General features: G+C 47.9%; 18 protein-coding genes. 12 read left to right on the top strand and 6 right to left on the bottom strand.

The features are described from left to right. The first annotated feature begins 2 nt into the window (after positions 1 to 2). The gene (locus ACSHWX_RS01870) at positions 3 to 1,148 is read left to right on the top strand and encodes a Gfo/Idh/MocA family protein (RefSeq protein ID WP_435666472.1); all 1,146 of its coding nucleotides are present in this window, start codon (positions 3 to 5) and stop codon (positions 1,146 to 1,148) included. A gap of 4 nt (positions 1,149 to 1,152) precedes the next feature. Here the strand turns inward: ACSHWX_RS01870 and ACSHWX_RS01865 are convergent, their stop codons facing one another. Then, positions 1,153 to 2,157, bottom strand: coding sequence for a LacI family DNA-binding transcriptional regulator (locus ACSHWX_RS01865; protein WP_435666471.1), 1,005 nt, complete (start codon positions 2,155 to 2,157; stop codon positions 1,153 to 1,155). A gap of 179 nt (positions 2,158 to 2,336) precedes the next feature. Between ACSHWX_RS01865 and ACSHWX_RS01860 the strand changes: the two genes are divergently transcribed. From ACSHWX_RS01860 to ACSHWX_RS01850, 3 genes are all read left to right on the top strand, one after another. Further along, entirely contained in the window at positions 2,337 to 3,290 is a 954-nt protein-coding gene (locus tag ACSHWX_RS01860; protein WP_435666470.1) for a sugar ABC transporter substrate-binding protein, read from the top strand. Positions 3,291 to 3,357: 67 nt separating this feature from the next. Continuing rightward, positions 3,358 to 4,479: an ABC transporter permease gene (locus ACSHWX_RS01855; RefSeq protein ID WP_435666469.1), complete on the top strand. Its 1,122-nt coding sequence runs from the start codon at positions 3,358 to 3,360 to the stop codon at positions 4,477 to 4,479. A 1-nt stretch (position 4,480) separates the two neighbouring features. Next, a complete protein-coding gene (locus tag ACSHWX_RS01850; RefSeq protein WP_435666468.1) occupies positions 4,481 to 5,260 on the top strand; it encodes an ATP-binding cassette domain-containing protein in 780 nt (259 codons plus the stop codon). 399 nt (positions 5,261 to 5,659) lie between these two features. On the opposite strand, the gene ACSHWX_RS01845 is transcribed toward ACSHWX_RS01850, so the two are convergent. Next, entirely contained in the window at positions 5,660 to 5,869 is a 210-nt protein-coding gene (locus ACSHWX_RS01845) for a cold-shock protein (RefSeq protein WP_435666492.1), read from the bottom strand. Positions 5,870 to 6,285: 416 nt separating this feature from the next. On the opposite strand from ACSHWX_RS01845, the gene ACSHWX_RS01840 reads away from it, so the two are divergent. Next, on the top strand, positions 6,286 to 6,903 hold the full coding sequence (locus ACSHWX_RS01840; protein ID WP_435666467.1) for a response regulator: 618 nt from the start codon (positions 6,286 to 6,288) through the stop codon (positions 6,901 to 6,903). Here ACSHWX_RS01840 and ACSHWX_RS01835 read toward each other — a convergent pair. Further along, positions 6,900 to 8,654, bottom strand: a complete 1,755-nt coding sequence (locus ACSHWX_RS01835; protein ID WP_435666466.1) for an ATP-binding response regulator — start codon at positions 8,652 to 8,654, stop codon at positions 6,900 to 6,902. The two genes, ACSHWX_RS01840 and ACSHWX_RS01835, sit on opposite strands and share 4 nt — an antisense overlap. Positions 8,655 to 8,791: 137 nt before the next feature. Here ACSHWX_RS01835 and ACSHWX_RS01830 point away from each other — a divergent pair, with 137 nt between their 5' ends. The 3 genes from ACSHWX_RS01830 to ACSHWX_RS01820 all read left to right on the top strand — a co-directional run bounded on the left by ACSHWX_RS01830 (position 8,792) and on the right by ACSHWX_RS01820 (position 10,774). Then, complete coding sequence (locus tag ACSHWX_RS01830) at positions 8,792 to 9,115, top strand: hypothetical protein (RefSeq protein ID WP_435666465.1); 324 nt, start codon at positions 8,792 to 8,794, stop codon at positions 9,113 to 9,115. 117 nt (positions 9,116 to 9,232) lie between these two features. Beyond that, positions 9,233 to 10,219: an NADase-type glycan-binding domain-containing protein gene (locus ACSHWX_RS01825; RefSeq protein ID WP_435666464.1), complete on the top strand. Its 987-nt coding sequence runs from the start codon at positions 9,233 to 9,235 to the stop codon at positions 10,217 to 10,219. A gap of 39 nt (positions 10,220 to 10,258) precedes the next feature. Then, complete coding sequence (locus ACSHWX_RS01820; RefSeq protein ID WP_435666463.1) at positions 10,259 to 10,774, top strand: hypothetical protein; 516 nt, start codon at positions 10,259 to 10,261, stop codon at positions 10,772 to 10,774. 55 nt (positions 10,775 to 10,829) lie between these two features. On the opposite strand, the gene ACSHWX_RS01815 is transcribed toward ACSHWX_RS01820, so the two are convergent. Beyond that, the gene (locus ACSHWX_RS01815; protein WP_435666462.1) at positions 10,830 to 11,987 is read right to left on the bottom strand and encodes an aminotransferase class V-fold PLP-dependent enzyme; all 1,158 of its coding nucleotides are present in this window, start codon (positions 11,985 to 11,987) and stop codon (positions 10,830 to 10,832) included. 393 nt (positions 11,988 to 12,380) lie between these two features. On the opposite strand from ACSHWX_RS01815, the gene ACSHWX_RS01810 reads away from it, so the two are divergent. Further along, positions 12,381 to 13,151, top strand: a complete 771-nt coding sequence (locus ACSHWX_RS01810) for an IclR family transcriptional regulator (RefSeq protein ID WP_435666461.1) — start codon at positions 12,381 to 12,383, stop codon at positions 13,149 to 13,151. 8 nt (positions 13,152 to 13,159) lie between these two features. Here the strand turns inward: ACSHWX_RS01810 and ACSHWX_RS01805 are convergent, their stop codons facing one another. Both ACSHWX_RS01805 and ACSHWX_RS01800 read right to left on the bottom strand, forming a co-directional pair. Beyond that, complete coding sequence (locus tag ACSHWX_RS01805) at positions 13,160 to 14,215, bottom strand: Gfo/Idh/MocA family protein (protein ID WP_435666460.1); 1,056 nt, start codon at positions 14,213 to 14,215, stop codon at positions 13,160 to 13,162. Then, on the bottom strand, positions 14,215 to 14,664 hold the full coding sequence (locus ACSHWX_RS01800) for a MaoC family dehydratase (RefSeq protein WP_435666459.1): 450 nt from the start codon (positions 14,662 to 14,664) through the stop codon (positions 14,215 to 14,217). Before ACSHWX_RS01800 ends, ACSHWX_RS01805 begins: the two co-directional genes overlap by 1 nt. A gap of 96 nt (positions 14,665 to 14,760) precedes the next feature. Between ACSHWX_RS01800 and ACSHWX_RS01795 the strand changes: the two genes are divergently transcribed. Genes ACSHWX_RS01795 through ACSHWX_RS01785 form a run of 3 tightly spaced genes read left to right on the top strand, consistent with a single transcriptional unit; the run spans position 14,761 to position 17,629 of the window. Then, positions 14,761 to 15,324, top strand: coding sequence for a MaoC family dehydratase (locus tag ACSHWX_RS01795; protein ID WP_435666458.1), 564 nt, complete (start codon positions 14,761 to 14,763; stop codon positions 15,322 to 15,324). After that, positions 15,321 to 16,460, top strand: a complete 1,140-nt coding sequence (locus tag ACSHWX_RS01790; RefSeq protein ID WP_435666457.1) for an ABC transporter substrate-binding protein — start codon at positions 15,321 to 15,323, stop codon at positions 16,458 to 16,460. The genes ACSHWX_RS01795 and ACSHWX_RS01790 overlap by 4 nt, the downstream gene beginning before the upstream one ends. Further along, positions 16,457 to 17,629, top strand: a complete 1,173-nt coding sequence (locus ACSHWX_RS01785; protein ID WP_435666456.1) for a CaiB/BaiF CoA transferase family protein — start codon at positions 16,457 to 16,459, stop codon at positions 17,627 to 17,629. Before ACSHWX_RS01790 ends, ACSHWX_RS01785 begins: the two co-directional genes overlap by 4 nt. Positions 17,630 to 17,633: the final 4 nt, after the last annotated feature.

Below are 17,633 nucleotides of genomic sequence, written 5' to 3'. Positions count from 1 at the left end.
AAATGACAAAGCTTAGTTGGGGAATTGTTGGCGGCGGCGAAGGCAGCCAAATTGGGTTGGCGCATCGTATGTGTTCAGCTCTAGATGATAAGTTCCAGTTTTCGGCTGGCGCAATGGATATTAATCCTGAGCGTGGCAATGAATATGGCGTTCGCTTGGGGCTTGATGCTGATCGGGCGTACGGCAGTTGGCAGGAAATGTTGGACGGTGAGAAAAATCGGGCTGATCGATTAGACCTCGTCACCGTTGCGACACCCAATGCGACACACTTTGAAATCACCAAGGCGTTTTTGGAAAATGGATTTCATGTACTTTGTGAAAAACCAATGACAATGACGTTGGAAGAAGCCAAAGAAATCGTCGCATTGCAAGAAAAAACCGGACAAATTTGTGCGGTAAATTATGGCTATTCTGGCTATCCGATGGTTCGCCAAATGCGTGACATGGTGCGCCAAGGTGAACTTGGTTCAGTGCGCTCGTTTGTTGCAGAGTTTTCGCACGGGTTTCATGCGGACGCTGCTGATGCAGACAATCCGCGTGTTCGCTGGAGGTACGATCCAAAACAAGCTGGCATTTCTGCACAATTCGCAGACTGTGGCATCCATGCCCTTCATCTGGCTAGTTTCGTGTTGGGGCAAAATCCGAAGAAGGTTTCTGCAGATTTCGCAGCTTGTTTAGACAGTCGCGAACTAGAGGATGACGCACTTGTCGCCTTGCGGATGGAAGACGGTGCGGTTGGCCGGCTGTGGAGTAGTTCAATCGCCATTGGTCGCATGCACGGTTTAACACTGCAAGTGTTTGGCGAAAAAGGTGGGTTACGCTGGGCGCAAGAGCAGCCTAACCAGCTCTATTGGAACCCGATCAATCAAAGCGTGCAGATTCTAGAGCGGGGCCAAAATGGGCTAAGCCAATCTTCGTTAGACGCATCGCGCCTAACAATTGGCCACGCTGAAGGTGCGCCTGTGGCATTTGCAAACATTTATAAAAGCATTGCCAAAGACATTGATGCGCGCAAAGCTGGTAAGCCAGTTGGTGCTCAAGATATCGATTATCCAACAGCGTTTGATGGCATGGTTTCCATGGCTGCAATCGATGCAACCGTGCGTTCATCCAAGGCGGATAGCGTTTGGACAGATCTAAATATCTAATTGATTATGATTTTGGCATGGGGCGCAAAGTGCCCCTTTCCACCACATCACACGGAAAAATTCGGGTCTCCAACGCACGATCTGGATTTTCGACCATCGACACAACCAATTCAATTGAACTTTTAATGATGTCGCGGGTCGGTTGGCGGATTGTCGTTAGATTATAGGCCTGCCAGGATGCCATTGCCATGTCGTTGAAGCCAATAAACCCGATATCTTCTGGTATGCGCAAGCCTTTGGACCACGCTTCGTCCATCGCGCCGATGCATATCAAGTCATCGCCGCAAAATATTGCTTCAACCTTTTGTTCTTCCAAAAGTTCGTGCATGGCGCGGCGACCCGCATCGTAGGCGTAAGCATCTGCATAATGAGTGCTTTGGATTTCGATGCCGTTTTCGCGCAAATGTTGACGAAATCCTTGTTCACGGTCTTGGGTAGATGTCGCAAATTTTGGACCGCCTAAAAATCCAACAGATTTATAGCCATGCCTAATAAGGGTCTGGGCTGCCATGCGCCCGCACGCTTGGTTGTCTATGCCGACCACATGGACATGGTGCGTTGGATCGAATCGGCCAAACGCATGTACGACCGGAACGTCGGCTTTTTTAAATGCTAGGGAAAACGCAGAGGGTAAAGTCGAGGTGGCCACAATCACCCCGTCAACGCGATATTGGCGTAGCATTTGAACTGAAATTTCGGGATCGGTTTCATTCGATAAATTTACCAAAAGCGGACGCAGTCCCTTTTCTTGGAGCGCTTGTGTATAAAGGTCGAACACTTCCAGAAAGATAGGGTTTTGGAAATTATTGGCCACAAGTCCGATCAGTTTGGTTCGGTTTGTTGCTAAGCTTCTGGCGATTAAACTGGGGCTATAACCGAGTTCACGCGCGGCTTTTTCAACCTTCTTGCGCGTTTTATCAGAAACACTTGCCCCATCTGTGAAAGAGCGCGACACCGCAGAACGAGAAACCCCGGCCAATTTCGCTACTTCCTTCAATGTTATAGCCATTGTCTTATGTGCACCTTTTTTGAATAACCCTATTTGTTCTTTCCACACAAAAAACATAAAGTTCAAAACTTATTTTTGCAACCGGTTGCAAAATGAATCTAATTGTGTTTGATTATGGGGGAAGGATGAGCTGTCGACTTTAGATAGTACATCTATCGCAATGATTTGGGAGGAAGAAAATGAAAAGACTATTTAAAACTGTTGCAGGCGCCGCTGTTGGTGTTGCATTGGCCACAACTGGCATGGTTGCTACGGCGCAAGCTGCTGGCGAAAAGTACATTTTGGTTAGCCACGCTCCAGACAGTGATAGCTGGTGGAACACCATTAAAAATGGTATCGCACTTGCTGGCGAACAAATGGGTGTTGAGGTTGAATACCGCAACCCGCCAACAGGTGACCTTGCAGATATGGCTCGTATCATTGAGCAAGCTGCAGCGTCAAATCCAAACGGCATTATCACAACTTTGGCTGATTTTGATGTTCTTAGCGGCCCGATCCGGGCGGCAGTTGATCAGGGTATCAACGTTATCATCATGAATTCAGGCACACCTGAACAGACACGCGAAGTTGGTGCTTTGATGTTTGTCGGTCAGCCTGAATATGACGCTGGTTACGCAGCTGGTCTTCGCGCTAAGGGCGATGGCATCGAATCATTCGTTTGTGTGAACCACGTTATTTCCAACACTGTAGTTGCAGAGCGTTGTCGTGGATTTGCGGACGGTCTTGGTATCGATCTTGGTAGTTCAATGATTGATAGTGGCCAGGATCCATCTGAGATTAAAAACCGGGTTCTTGCGTATCTTTCAGCAAACCCAGATACAGATGCTGTTCTAACACTTGGTCCAACCTCAGCTGATCCAACTATCCTTGCGTTGGAAGAAAACGGCATGGCGGGCGACATTTATTTCGGTACATTTGATCTTGGCGATAACATCGTTAAAGGCATTAAATCAGGTGTTATCCAATGGGGTATTGACCAACAGCCATTCTTGCAGGCGTATCTGCCAGTTGTGATCCTAACAAATTACGACCGTTATGGCGTGTTGCCAGGCAACAACATCAACTCTGGTCCAGGCTTCGTCACAATAGACGCTTTGGAAAAAGTTGAAGAGTTTGCTGGCGAATATCGCTAGTCGGTTTTAAATTTTGGGGTGGCCGGTTTTACTGGCCACCCTTTTCTTTGTTCGAAGTGAGGTTCAAATGTCCGACGAAAATGCTACAGCAGCCCCTGATGAGCGGATAAAGGTCCGGTCGAAATTCCGCGAGGCCCTGATACGCCCGGAATTGGGCGGCATCTGCGGTACAATTCTTGTGTTTGTGTTCTTCCTCTTGACCGCAGCTGACTCAGGAATGTTCAGCTCCCAAGGGGTGATGAACTGGACCATCGTTTCCGCACAGTTTGCCATTATCGCCGTTGGCGCATGTTTGCTAATGATCGCTGGCGAGTTTGACTTGTCTGTCGGGTCGATGATTGGTTTTGCAGGCATGTTGATCGCCATTATGTCGATAACGCTGCAATTGCCGGTGTGGATCGCCATATTGGTCACATTTATTGTCTGTGTCGCTATTGGCGCGCTCAGTGGTTACATTGTTGTGCGAACGGGCTTGCCCAGTTTTATTGTTACATTGGCGTTTTTGTTTATTTTGCGCGGGTTCACGATTTTTCTGCCGCAATTGATTGAACGTAAAACAATTATTGGTGGTATCCGCGATGCAGCTGAAGGCGACTGGTTAGCCTCTGTCTTTGGCGGGAAAATATTCCAAGGGCTGTTTACTTGGCTTGGTGAAAACGGGCTGATCTCAACGTTCGAGCGCGGAACTAAAGCCGGGCAGCCTGTGGTTGATGGTATTCCCATGTTGATTGTTTGGGCGTTGGTCTTGATCGTTTTTGGCCACATCCTTTTGACCAAAACACGCTTTGGTAACTGGATTTTTGCCGCAGGCGGCGATGCGCAAGCTGCTAGCTATGTAGGTGTTCCGGTCAATCGCGTGAAAATTTTGATGTTCATGTTCACCGCGTTTTGCGCGACCGTATTTGCAACCTGTCAGGTGATGGAGTTTGGATCTGCTGGTGCCGATCGTGGTTTGCTGAAAGAATTTGAGGCGATTATTGCGGTGGTTATTGGCGGCGCACTTCTTACAGGCGGGTATGGCTCTATCATCGGTGCAGCTTTGGGCGCATTGATTTTCGGTGTCGTTCAGCAAGGCTTGTTCTTCGCTGGTGTTGAAAGTTCATTGTTCCGCGTGTTCTTGGGTCTCATATTGCTCTTTGCGGTGATCCTAAACACTTATATTCGTCGCATGATCACAGGAGAACGATGAGATGAGTACTCCACTTATTGAATTACGCGGTATTGAAAAACACTTTGGTTCCGTTATCGCACTTGCAGGCGTTTCCCTATCTGTGATGCCTGGAGAATGTCATTGTCTTCTTGGCGACAATGGTGCGGGAAAATCGACTTTCATCAAAACCATGTCGGGTGTTCATCAACCGACAAAAGGTGAGATCTTGGTTGATGGACAAAAGGTTGAGTTTGGGAACGCCCGCTCGGCCATCGAAGCCGGAATTGCGACTGTTTACCAAGACCTGGCAATGATCCCGCTTATGTCCGTTACGCGAAATTTCTGGATGGGGCGTGAGCCCCAAAAGAAAGTTGGCCCGTTCAATTTTATCGATTTTGAACACGCCAATGAAGTTGCAATGACCGAAATGGCCAAGATGGGCATTCGTTTGCGTGAGCCGACCCAAGCCGTTGGTACATTGTCTGGCGGAGAGCGCCAAACTGTTGCTATTGCTCGTGCTGTTCACTTTGGCGCCAAGGTGCTGATTTTGGATGAGCCGACCTCGGCGCTTGGCGTTCGCCAAACGTCCAATGTGCTGGCAACCATCGATAAGGTGCGCAAAAAGGGCATCGGTGTTGTGTTTATTTCGCACAATGTTCGCCATGCTATGGCTGTGGGCGATCGCTTTACTGTTCTTAACCGTGGTAAAACGTTGGGAACAGCGATGCGCGATGAAATTTCGCCAGAAGAATTGCAAGACATGATGGCCGGTGGTCAGGAACTGGCTAAACTTGAAGGTTCTTTGGGCGGTACAGTCTAAAGCGTCTGGACGTTTTTGAATACTAATGTCGCGATGGCTAAAACCGTTGCGGCATTTTTTTGTTCATCTTGGGGATTGGAATTGGGCTGCCGTATTTCTCCCGAGAAAGACGCGTCATCGGTTGGCTGAACTTGGGCGAGGGGCAGGGGCATTGTCATTGTGGTAAACTATGACGTCTTCAAGACAGTATTAAATCTTGCTGAGTTGATTAGAGTTAGGTCTTAAAACACAGTTGATACCAACCATGAAAACGGCTTGTACATGTCTAGGTTTTGAATATATGGGGGAAGTTTTGGCACCGCGCGACGTCAATTTTGAATTGAGGGGGTGCTGCGTTTTGTAGGTTCGTCTTATAAAAGACCAAGGCCGCCCTACGAATAGGGCGACCCTGATAAATAATTAGTCTGCCAACTGAAGATTAGTAGCAGAAACTTTGCCGTCACGACCGCTTTCAAGTTCATAAGAAACTTTTTGGCCGTCGGCTAGACCTGAAAGGCCAGCTCTTTCAACTGCAGAAATGTGCACGAATGCATCTTTGCCGCCATCGTCAGGAGTAATAAAGCCGAAGCCTTTAGTAGAGTTGAAGAATTTTACTGTGCCGTTTGTCATGGCTGATACCTTATAAATATGCCCGAAGCCGTAGGCCGTAAGAGCGATTTTTCCGCGTGCAACATGCACACGGTTTGGAACGTTCGCTAAATCAGGGGAAGCCAAGCAAACCGGCAAGCCGGCAGATCAGTTAGCCAATGATGGCTGTAACGTATTTCGACTGTATGAATGTTTCTGGCGAAAAAATCAAGTGTAATGCGAAAAAACGCGCACAATTTTTCATTGTTCGGCATTCACAAGGATCGGCGTCTTACTTTTCATGTTGTTCTCTGGGCTTTCCTGGGGCTTTTCAATCGAAAGCGCATGATCACCCCGCCCCCACAAACACTGGTCAATTGTGCCGCAATTGGTTTAAACTCGTTTTGGCGCAGCGTTTTTATTTGGGCTAGCGTTCATTTTAATAAATCGAGCGGGCAATGAGTGACAAAATAATTATTGCTGATGATCATCCTTTGTTTCGAGAAGGGCTTAGACGCATCGTGCAGCGGGTGATGGTTGGCGTCGTGGTCGAAGTGTCTGACACAAAAAGTCTGATTCTTGAGGCGCAAAGGCAGCCGGAACCCATTTTGATGTTGCTCGACTTGGTGTTTCCCGGCTTTAATGGTGCGGCTTCAATTCGTGAACTGCGCAAGGCTTATCCGCAAACAGCGCTTGTTGTTGTATCCATGACAGATGATGCTCAAGTGGCTGAACAAATGATGGCTGCTGGCGCGAACGGATTTATTTCAAAATCAATCCCTCCCGATCAAATGGTGCAAGCCATTAGCCAAATTGTTGAGGGCGAAGTTGTTGTCTGTTTAGACAGTGCATCTGATGAAGCAATTGATGCGCTTAATCCTATGGATGGGCTTCCTCAACGCCATATTGACGTGCTGATACGGTTGGGACAGGGCAAAACCAATAAAGAGATCGCGCGCGAATTAGCAATTTCGCCATTCACCGTTAGGGCGCATATTTCAGCGCTGTTCAAATCCCTTGGGGTGAATACACGCTCTGCTGCGTCAGCATTGGCGGCATTGCATGGGCTAATCTAAGTAAAATCGTCCGTTCGAGTGACGGTTTCAGCGCTTTTGGTTGTCATTGCCAACAACATCGATCTCAATTGAAGTGCTGAAACAGGTTTGTGAAGTGTCAAAAAGCCAGCATCTTTGGCACTTTGCTCAATTTCATCGTTTATGGTGCCGCTGATAATTGCTGTTGGTATAGGCGTGGAATGCTTTTGGGCAATATCTTTGGCCAACTGGATGCCATTTATTGGGCCATTTAGATGGAAATCCATCAGGATAACGTCTGGCACAGTTTTAATTTCTTGATCGGGTGAGCACGCGCTTACGACGTATCCCCATTTTTTCAATAGGGCTGCCATGCCGAACAACACTTCTGGATTGTCGTCCACAATAAGAATGCGCGCCCCAATGGATGGAAGCGGATCTGCGTTGGGAATTGCTGAGGCGAGTTGATGTTTATCATATGCGCGGGTCAATCCCATTATGCACACATGGGTGCCGATGTTTTCTTTGGAGCTGAATTTTACATCAAGGTTTAGCAATTTGGCGGTGCGCGCGACGATTGAAAGTCCTAGCCCTAAACCGTCAGTACGTCCGGGGCCGTGTGGATTACCACGCACAAATTCTTCAAAAATCTTGGACGTCAGATGATCTGGAACGCCAGACCCTTGATCCAAAACATGAACTGCGATTTTGTTTCCACTTACACGCGCACCGACCAATATTTTGGCATTGGGTGCGTATTTCACCGCGTTGAAGACCAAATTTTGAAGTATTGAAGTAAGCAAAGCCTTATCTGTTTTAACCCAATAAGATGTGGGAACAATTCTAAGTTCGCATCCGCGTTCATCCGCTTCCGGTTGTGCCTGGCGCACAGTTTGCCGCAAAACTTCATCAAGTGAAAAACTGGACATTTCAGGATGAAGACCACCTGCGTCGAGGGACGTGATGTTTAGCAAGGACTTGAACAGCTTTGATAAATTGTCGACGGACGTGTCGATTGTGTTGAGTATTTCAGTGCCTTCTTTATCCAAGGGTTGGTCTCTTAGGCATTCGCTCAGGAGGGCGATGGCGTGGATTGGCTGACGTAGATCGTGGTTTGCTTGTGCCAAAAATTGGGTTTTTGCCGAATTGGCGCGATCGGCATCAGTTGCAGCGGCACGATATTTTTCAGCAAGGTCAAGGTTTTCTAACTTGGTGGCTAAATAGTCAGACAATTCTTCGCTCGTATCGTTGGCTAAACCACACATCATGATCATAAAAATGACGACCAGCACGCCCAATAGAATGAAATCGCCGCCCATAAAAAAAATTCTGATCGCCAATAGTCCAGTAAACGGTATTTCGTAGAAGAAAAATGAAAACTTAAAGATACCTAGTGAGCGAGCCGCTGCGGCGGAGGCGCCCGCGACGATAGCCATTTGCATGGAGAAATGCGCGGGGTTCTGAACGTCCAAACCAAAGAATGTGAAGGTGCCCCAACTTAGTCCAACCAGGGCAAAAAGGGCATGTAGCCGATTTTGCCACAGATTGTGATTGAGATTGGTCTCCTCAGCGTTTTCAGCTTGTTTGCCCAGAACATAAAGCAAAGTCGGGGTGAGCAAAATCTCATGTGCAGCCCAGAGCAAAATCCAGTGTAGGGCCAAAACGTCCCAGGCCAAATAGATCAACACACAAGCCGATGCGATGTGGCCAAAGAAGATTTTGGCAGGCGCACGGGCGAACAGCCGGGCGCGGTCAGCTTGAAAATCAACAGTTGTGGAAAATGCAGATTTCATTTTTAGGGCCCCAGCACAAAGCAGAAGCCTAGCGGCAAAAACAACCGCTTGCACTAGTACATCTGTCCTAATTGACGGTGTTTGGTTTCAAGTATCTACTTTTGGGATCAGATTAGAAAATTGGATTGGAACTGAAAATGGCTTTGAAACAACGAGTTGTGGGTATTGTAGCTTTGCTCGCCGGTGCCACTTTATTCGTGGCCCCCAGCACTAGTTTCGCTGGCACGAGTGCGCCGTTTTATTTTGTCGATCAAAATGGAAATGAACAAGCACTCTATACTGACGAGGCTTGTAACGGTGTGATGGGCAGTTGTGTTGGCTTCGGCCATTATTGTGGCACTGGGTTTTATTCTTCTTCCTATACGCTTGAGCAAGGAAGAAAAGATTGGGACTACCGCGGCTATATTGGAATACGACAAAACTCAGGAAATTATGGGGTTGTCTGCAAATTAGAGAAGTAGAATTGTGACACATTGTTCCACAACTTTGAACTTTGCTACGTTCAATCTAGGAAAGACATTGACGTGATCAGTGTATCTCTTTTGAAGTTTTATCAACCTAATCAAATAGGGCAAATAATGTCTCAAGTCATCAAGCTACGCTTTTTGTCGGCCATAGCCACAATGATTATTTCAGCATGGTCAGCGCCCTCATATGCGTCGACGGACTATTATTACTGCTTGTTTGAAACGGGGACTGATTTTGGCGAGAATATTGAATTCGGCTATGATCTGAGCAGAAACATTATCCTGCTTCAGCAACATCAAAATGGCGTCTATCAAACCAATTTCACGTTCGCTGGGGCAACTCAAGAAGGTGGGATGCTGCAATTTGTCCTGGAGCATTGGATCGACGGGTCTGTTGCCATGCGTGAAAGCCATAGTTTGAACTTTGAGAACATGATCTTAGATTCAAGTCAGGACTTTTATGATGAGGATGGTGGCTTGGCCGGGCATGGCCAAACGGCGATTGCTAGCTGTCTGGCTGTGAGCAGCAAAGACGAAGCCGGAGCCGCTGAAAACCCCAAGCCTCTTGCTGAAACGAAGCGTCCTGCTGAAGCCTTAGGTACGTCTGAGAAGGCGGCCGAGGTGACTTGTCATACCCAGCAATTTGGAGCTGAGGGCGCGAAGTCGGGGACTTGGTGTGTGGTGAGTATGCTACCGGGGCAAAAAGAATATTCTTACGGACCCGAGAACCTAATTGGTGAGGGTGCTTGGTGTGAAGGCGAAATAGGTTATGGCGTTGGAGTAGGCGTTGAAGTTTCATTTCAGCCTTTTTCCGAAGGTGGAACACCCCCAGTATTCGATCGTCTGATGATCGCGAATGGCTATGACAAGACAACCAAAACCTTCATCGAAAATTCGCGGGTCAAACAAATTGAAATCAAGACTGACACCGGACAAACTTGGGTGCGCACGCTGAGGGATGAGACGGGAACACAAGAAGTGCTCTTGGGTGAAAAGATCAGTCCCAACGGCATATTGATCACCATTTTGGATGTCTATAAGGGCCAAAAATATGACGATACATGTCTAAGCTTTGTGATGGCTGACTTTGGGTTTTAGTATTTTGATGTGCAAATTGGTTTTGGGAAGAGCTGGAATATGAAATATCTCACTCAGTTGGCAATAATCTTTGCAGTTCTAACCGGTGGTTCGAACATCGCACAGGCGGAGGAATGGCGCGTTTCTTCAGGTAAGAATCCGGCGGGGCAGAATTATGTTGCCATGAGGACGAAGATGCATGAATTCGCGCTGGAATTTCAGTGTGACGAGCATGATTGGCAAGACAATCGGCTTGGCGTGAAATTTATTGGCCCCGCATTGCCTCGACTTTATGGCGAAGACGATGAGACGGCCAAACTCTCCCTATTGTTCACCATGCGCGGTGGGGTGCTTTACCGGGAAAGCTGGGATGCCTATTACTTTGACGGCGGCTTAGGGGATCAAGCATGGCTTGGTTCGATTAACGCAGGCAAGTCGGAATTGGATGCTTTGGCGCGTGCAACAAAGTTAGAAATTCTAAATCCAGACAGCGAAGTTGTTTATCGTTTTGGCACCAAGGGTACTTCGGCTGGCGTGGCCAAAATCCGCGAAGTTTGTAAGCTAGGTTTAGAGTGACCCAAACAGTTCGACTTCGATTGTCCACCAAACCAATATGTTGAATTCGCCGTTTCTAAGCAAAATATTCGGCTACTGATTTAACCAAATGATCCATATCGCTTTGGCTGTTATATGCGGCGACCGACAATCTAACAATCGTACGCCCTTGCCAATCAAATACGGGCATTTCAATGTTGCATTCGTTCAGCAGATAGTCCTTCAACGCTCGGTAATCCGTTTTAGGCATTGGCATGGCGATCATCTGCGGCGCGCAAAATTCAGGTGAACTTAGGGGGGCCAGTCCTGTGATTTTTGAAATGCGCTGGGCGGTTTCTTGTGCGAGCAAATTGCAAGCTCTGCTGACTTGATCCCAATTATGTGTTTTTCGAAACTCAATCGCTGCCGGGACTGTCAGCCATGCTGAAGGGTCTTGAGTACCTTGAATTTCGAAACTGTCCAAAAAGGATGTTCGGTCTTTTTTGCGTTCTTTGACGCCCCACCCATGGCTGATGACCAACGGCTCTAGCTTTTGTTGCCAACTAGGATGCGCCCATAAAAACCCAGCGCCCTTAGGTGCTAGCAACCATTTATGACAGTTCCCGACATAAAAATCTGCTCCAAGAGCATCAAGATCAAGTTTAATAAGGCCGGGGGCATGCGCGCCGTCTATTACGGTAATGATGCCGCGTTTTCGCGCTTCATCGATCACCTGTTTGATCGGAAAATGAAGTGCTGTGGGTGACGTGATATGGCTGAGCAGCAGGATTTTAGTGCGCTCATTCATGTGGGATACGAGGTCGTCGAAAAACTGTTCTTTGGACACAAGTGGTAATGTAACTTGAGCCCGTACAATTTTTGCACCAGCTTTGCGCACCAAAAATTCCCAAGTGTTTTCAACTGCAGCATATTCGTGGTCTGTGGTCAGAATTTCGTCGCCGTCTGCCAATGGGATGGAGCGCGCAATGGCGTTCAACCCTGTTGTCGCATTGGTCACGCGCACCAGGTTTTGAGGTGACGTCTTAAACAACTCGCCAAGCGCTTGGCGTGGCTTGGACAGATTGTCGATTAGATCACGGTGCTGATCTAAGAAGGCGACAGGTTGTTCTTCTAAACGCAGTTGCCAATTCTGGTAGGTTTGAAAAACTGGCTTTGGACAAGAACCAAATGACCCATGGTTGAGGAACGTTAGGCCCTTTTTGAGTAAGAAATATTCGGCAAAATTCGTCGTCATTTATCGACCCTTGATCGTTGGATCGATAGCGTTGCGTCGCTCATCGCCAAACATTTTTTACAACCAAAACTATTATCTTCAATGAGCAAATGGGAACAAGGCTAAATACCGACGCCCAAGAAGTTCAAAAATGCTTCTAGCATCATTGCGAAAGGAATAGCCAAGACAAAACTAGCAAATTTTGAAGAGATTGAGTTGGTAACAACATGCCGCGTCAAGCTGAACCAATCGCAACCACCAAGTGATCGGAGCAGCGCGGACGAACTTCTTGCCTTGGAAGGCCTGTCATTGCACATTTGCGACGCTGTGGGGCTCGCTTTTGTGATACTTGCTATTTACGCCGAAGTCGTATTTTCATATTTAAAAGAGTAATTGTAATTTTTGGTGGTTATCTTGGACAACTCAGAAAAGTATAAAGCCCCCGCGCTCGATAAGGGGCTAGATATTGTTGAAATACTTGCAACAGAGGGAACAAGTTTAACCCAAGGCGAGATCGCGAAGCGCTTAGATCGCTCGGTCAGTGAGATATTTAGGATGCTTGTCGTTTTGCGGCGACGGGGGCTAATTGCGCTGGATGAGCAAAGTGATCGGTATTATTTGACTACCCAACTTTTTGAGTTGGCCCACCGTATTCCGGTTGTGAAACGGTTGACTGTGACTGCGGCCCCAGTGATGCGGCAATTGGCGAAGGATTGCAATCAATCTTGTCATCTTGCTGTTCGGTCTGAGGATAGTGTTGTGATTGTCGGGCAGGTTGATAATCCGGGAAACAATGTTTTGAGCGTCCGCATGGGCGCGCGGATTGAACTTTGGCGCACGTCGTCGGGGCGGGTCATTTTAGCCAATAGTGAACCATCTGAAATTGACGGTACCTTCGTCAACGTTCCACACCCTGATGGTGTCACAACTCAACAGTTGCGCAAGGAATTGACAGAAATTGCGGCCAAAGGGCATGAGCAAATGGAGAGTTTTGTCGTTAAGGGCGTTGAGAATATCAGCGCTCCAATTCTTGGGTTTGATGGATTTGCCGCAGCGGCGCTGACCATCCCCTATATGGGACGTTTTCGCGGCGGGGTCCCAATTGAGGATTGCCTCATGTTTTTGTTGGATGCAGCAGACGCAATTTCGGTACAACTAGGTGGCCCCTCGCGAGCGGCCAGCTAGTTTATGGCTTATACGGTGGGTAGTTTATGTGATGGGAGATCACTTGCTTCAAAGCAAGCTTCCACCAACGCCATTGTGTCGATGCAGTCTTCAACTGAGGTGACGAGCTTTTGATCTTCACCAATGTGAAAACGCTGCATGTTGCTCATCACCCCAACAAATGCATCAACGAACCAAGAGCCGTCTAGTGCGATTTGTTGCCAATCTTGATCGTTGGTCGCCAACCATAACTCGTCTGGTTCGCCTTCGGGGTAGTTTAAGTTCACCCCGATTTGTGTCATTAACGCACCTTTGGTGCCCTCAAAACGGAACTTGCAGTCCTGAAACTTACTGCCGAAATTATGGTTATGATTGATCGATAAAACGCACCGCAACTCATCCCCATAGTCTAACATCGCTGTAGTGCGTGTTTGCGCCATATCCGGGGATCGCGGGTCGCCCATTGTCCGCGCAAAAACGCCTTTGGGTTTTCCGACCAAAGACCGGATTAGGTCGAGATAATGTATGGAGTGGACAGCAATTTCCACGCGATCCATTGCTTTGAGAAACGGAAACAGCTCCCAGGGTGTGTTAACGTTTAGATGAACTTCAATTTCCAATAAGTCACCGAGCGTGCCTTGTTCAATTGCGTCGCGAACGGCGAGCATTTGAGGGCTAAAGCGCAGTTGGAAATTGATCGCGGCATTCAAGTTGCGCGCCCGACTGACGGCCAATATTTCTTTCGCTTGCTCGAAATTCTCGCCCATCGGTTTTTGGATTAACACCGTTGCGCCCACTGGGATGTGGTTCAAAACGCTTGCGATGGCAGAGGGTGGCAGCGCCAAATCATAAATGACATCAGTTCCATAGACCATTGCATCATCCAAGGTTTTGAATGCCTCGCCAATGTTCCATTCCTCTGCGACTTCTTGGGCGCGCGATTGGTCAAGGTCAAATATGCCTTTGACGGGAAACCCGGCTTGGCGATATGCGGGCAGATGTGCATCCGATACAATTCCACCTGCGCCAATAATGATGATTGGTGTTGCTTTGCTGGGCGCAGCCCAGATCTGTTTCAAATCCATCATTCATTTCCTTGTTTTTGAACCAACAGAATATGTTCGCAAAACAAAACTGTCTCGTCTTTTTGGTTTTTAACCCAACAACTTTCGACGACTTGGCCAAACTTTGGGCGCTTGGGGTCATCCGACATACGTGTGATTTCAATCTCGGTGTGAATAGTATCCCCAATAAAGACAGGCGTCGGAAAACGTAATCTCTCATAGCCATACGTGAAGGCCTTAGAGTTTATTGCTGTGGCGGTCAGGCCAATCCCGATGGCAAAAGTCATGGTGCCATGGGCAATGCGCTGTCCAAAAGCTTCACCTTTGCTGAACTCTTCATCCATGTGGTGCGGGAAAAAGTCGCCGGTATGGCCCGCATGAACGACGATGTCTGTCTCGGTAATGGTGCGGCCGATCGTGCTGCGTTTTTCACCCAATTCATATTCTTCAAGATATCTGTCTTCGTACATGATCTGGTTCCTGTGTTGTACTTTTGTATATGAAATTAGATTTGACATATAAAATAGTCAAGCATAAGATGAAGGCAATTAGGGAGCGAACGATCAATGGCGATTGAAATTGGAACGCATAAGCGGCCGCCTGAAGACATGCCCGAGGCGCATGGTGAAATTCCTGTTTGGAATGCGGAGAATTGGTTCTACGAAGATTTCACCGTGGGTGACAAAATTCGTAGTTTGCGCCGGACCATTTCTGAAGGCGAGGCGATGCAGTTCAACATGATGGTGATGGATTTGCACCCTTACGTTGCAGACGAGCATTTTGCAAAGAACGAGGGCGTATTTGGTCGTCGTCTTGTCGCCGGAGCCCAGGTCTTTTCTTATGGGCTTGGCCTTGCCGCCACCAATTGCTTGAATTCGTTTTCTTATGGATATGATCGACTTCGGTTCATCAAGCCGGTCTTTATTGGCGACACGATTTACACCATTAGAGAGAACCTTTCCAAGGAACCTAAGTATGACGATATGGGTCTCGTTCGGGTGAGCTACAGCGTTTTCAAAGAGGACGGTGTGCTGGCGCTTTATTGCGAGCATCTGATGACGGTGAAGTATCAAGACCCTAGTGCACAACAAAGCAGCGCAAACAGGCAGGCAGGATCTAGCGAAAAATGATTGAGCCGCTCGTTACGATTAAAGGTATGACCTGGGACCATGTGCGTGGCTTTGACCCAATGGTGGTCACATCTGAGATGTTTTGCGATGCCCGCCATCCCCATGTTCAAATTGTATGGGAAAAGCGCTCATTGCAGGCTTTTGCAGATCGCCCGATCCAGGAGATGGCTGACGAATATGATCTTATGGTCATCGACCATCCACATGTTGGCGATATTGCTTCATCAGGCATTTTGGCTGCATTTGATGGGCGGGGCCGAGATGATGAATTGAACGTTTTAGCGAACCAATCAGTTGGCGTGTCACATCAATCCTACAATTTTGAAGGGCGGCAATGGGGATTGGCAATCGATGCTGCATCACCAATATCTGCACGGCGTCCTGACTTACTTAAAGATACACCGAAGACTTGGGATGATGTTGTTGAGCTAGCTAAAGACAATCAAGTTGTTTGGCCACTCATCCCTATTAATGCCTTGATGAGTTTTTACAACGTCCTATCGAACATAGGTCATGATTTCGGGCGTTCCGAGATCGGCATCGATCCAGACATTGGCGTTTTTGCACTTGAGCAAATGAAGCGGGTCAGCGAGCACCTCGATGCAGCGAGCTTTTCAATGGACCCGATTGCTGCTTTTGAGTGGTTGTCTTGTCGGAATTCGCACAGCTATTGTCCATATCTTTATGGTTATTCCAATTATTCTCGTCGCGGGTTTCGGCCTCATTTAATCGAGGTTGGGAACGTCCCAAGTCATGCCGACAATGGACCGATCGGATCACCAATTGGTGGGACCGGAATTGCCATTTCGTCACGGACAAAATATTTGGATATTGCACTTGAATATTCATTCTGGATTGCTTCGGCTGAATGTCAAAAAGGAGCGTTCTTCGATGCAGGTGGGCAGCCGGCCAATATGGAAGCTTGGACGGATGCGAGGTGCAATGAGCACAGTGCCAACTTCTTTACCAACACGCTAGAGACACTTGAGCAATCCTACCTGCGTCCTCGGCACCACGGTTATATGTCATTCCAAGATAATGCTGGCGATATCGTGCGGGATTGCCTCTTGGGCAAGCGATCAAACCCTGATGCGGTGGAAGCCATCAATGCTCTTTATCAGGAGAGTGTCCGATGAAAACCAGTTTAAACGACGATGCACTTCTAGATGGTTTGCTGGTTGTAGATTTTTCCCAGTTTTTGGCGGGCCCATTGGCGGGATTGAAGCTTGCGGATTTTGGCGCGCGGGTCGTCAAAATTGAACGGCCCGTAGTCGGTGACTTATGTCGCTATCTTTATTTGTCAGAAGTTGAAGTCCATGGGGCGAATACGCTGTTTCATGCCATCAATCGAAATAAGGAAAGCTATTCCGCAAATCTTAAAGACAAAATAGATCTGGAAAAAGTGCGCAAACTCTGCGCGAAGGCCGATGTGATCATCCAAAACTTTCGACCGGGTGTGATGGAAAAACTCGGTCTAGGTTACGAGCAGGTCAAAAAGCTGAATGCCGGTGTCGTTTACGCATCCGTTTCTGGATATGGGGAGGAAGGCGACTGGAAGGAACTTCCAGGTCAAGACCTTCTTGCTCAAGCCCGCTCCGGTCTGTTGTGGCTTTCTGGCGATGACGGACAGGCACCCACAGCAATGGGGTTGGCCGTAGCTGATCAGTTAGCGGGCAACATTGCTGTTCAAGGAATTCTGGCTGCACTCATTAGGCGCGGTATGTCAGGGCGAGGCGCCCATGTGCAAACAAGTTTGCTGGAAGCGCTGGTTGATTTTCAATTTGAGGTGTTGACCACTCATTTGAATGATCAGCAAAACCGCTTGCCAAAGCGCAGTTCCTTTAACAACGCGCACGCATATCTGTCCGCCCCTTATGGGGTTTACCCCACCAAAGACGGTTATGTCGCGATTGCCATGACCCCGGTGGACAAACTTGGCGGCATTATTGGCTGTGACGCGCTCACAAAATTCGACGATGAAAAGCTGTGGTTTGAACAGCGCGATGAAATCAAGCTTGTGTTGGCTGATCACTTGAAAGCGCAAACCACAGACCATTGGATGGGGCTGTTTGTATCTCATGATATTTGGGCGTCAGAAGTTCTTCAATGGCCAGACCTATTCAAGTCATCGAGCTTTGAAGCTCTTGATTTTTTCCAAGATTTGAACTTGGGCAATGGCCACTCAATGAAAGCAATTCGCTCACCGGTGCGCGTGGATGGGGCAACACTTAAGAGCCCAAAACCTGCGCCATCGATCGGCGAGCACAACGCGCTAATTGAGCGTGAATTCGATCTAACGGACTGAATAA

It is taken from the genome of Maritalea sp., from assembly GCF_051251695.1.
In the GTDB taxonomy this organism is placed as follows: Bacteria; Pseudomonadota; Alphaproteobacteria; order Rhizobiales; family Devosiaceae; genus Maritalea.
The sequence above is the reverse complement of the archived record's forward strand: the minus strand, read 5'-3'. Positions and strand labels throughout refer to the sequence as shown.

Bases quoted from the DNA above. Each gene is read 5' to 3' on its own strand.
- ACSHWX_RS01820 (WP_435666463.1), top strand. From the start codon at position 10,259: ATGAAATATCTCACTCAGTTGGCAATAATCTTTGCAGTTCTAACCGGT.
- ACSHWX_RS01845 (WP_435666492.1), bottom strand. From the start codon at position 5,869: ATGACAAACGGCACAGTAAAATTCTTCAACTCTACTAAAGGCTTCGGC.
- ACSHWX_RS01800 (WP_435666459.1), bottom strand. From the start codon at position 14,664: ATGTACGAAGACAGATATCTTGAAGAATATGAATTGGGTGAAAAACGC.
- ACSHWX_RS01860 (WP_435666470.1), top strand. From the start codon at position 2,337: ATGAAAAGACTATTTAAAACTGTTGCAGGCGCCGCTGTTGGTGTTGCA.
- ACSHWX_RS01870 (WP_435666472.1), top strand. From the start codon at position 3: ATGACAAAGCTTAGTTGGGGAATTGTTGGCGGCGGCGAAGGCAGCCAA.
- ACSHWX_RS01840 (WP_435666467.1), top strand. From the start codon at position 6,286: ATGAGTGACAAAATAATTATTGCTGATGATCATCCTTTGTTTCGAGAA.
- ACSHWX_RS01815 (WP_435666462.1), bottom strand. From the start codon at position 11,987: ATGACGACGAATTTTGCCGAATATTTCTTACTCAAAAAGGGCCTAACG.
- ACSHWX_RS01785 (WP_435666456.1), top strand. From the start codon at position 16,457: ATGAAAACCAGTTTAAACGACGATGCACTTCTAGATGGTTTGCTGGTT.
- ACSHWX_RS01855 (WP_435666469.1), top strand. From the start codon at position 3,358: ATGTCCGACGAAAATGCTACAGCAGCCCCTGATGAGCGGATAAAGGTC.
- ACSHWX_RS01835 (WP_435666466.1), bottom strand. From the start codon at position 8,654: ATGAAATCTGCATTTTCCACAACTGTTGATTTTCAAGCTGACCGCGCC.
- ACSHWX_RS01850 (WP_435666468.1), top strand. From the start codon at position 4,481: ATGAGTACTCCACTTATTGAATTACGCGGTATTGAAAAACACTTTGGT.
- ACSHWX_RS01805 (WP_435666460.1), bottom strand. From the start codon at position 14,215: ATGGATTTGAAACAGATCTGGGCTGCGCCCAGCAAAGCAACACCAATC.
- ACSHWX_RS01790 (WP_435666457.1), top strand. From the start codon at position 15,321: ATGATTGAGCCGCTCGTTACGATTAAAGGTATGACCTGGGACCATGTG.
- ACSHWX_RS01795 (WP_435666458.1), top strand. From the start codon at position 14,761: ATGGCGATTGAAATTGGAACGCATAAGCGGCCGCCTGAAGACATGCCC.
- ACSHWX_RS01825 (WP_435666464.1), top strand. From the start codon at position 9,233: ATGTCTCAAGTCATCAAGCTACGCTTTTTGTCGGCCATAGCCACAATG.
- ACSHWX_RS01865 (WP_435666471.1), bottom strand. From the start codon at position 2,157: ATGGCTATAACATTGAAGGAAGTAGCGAAATTGGCCGGGGTTTCTCGT.
- ACSHWX_RS01830 (WP_435666465.1), top strand. From the start codon at position 8,792: ATGGCTTTGAAACAACGAGTTGTGGGTATTGTAGCTTTGCTCGCCGGT.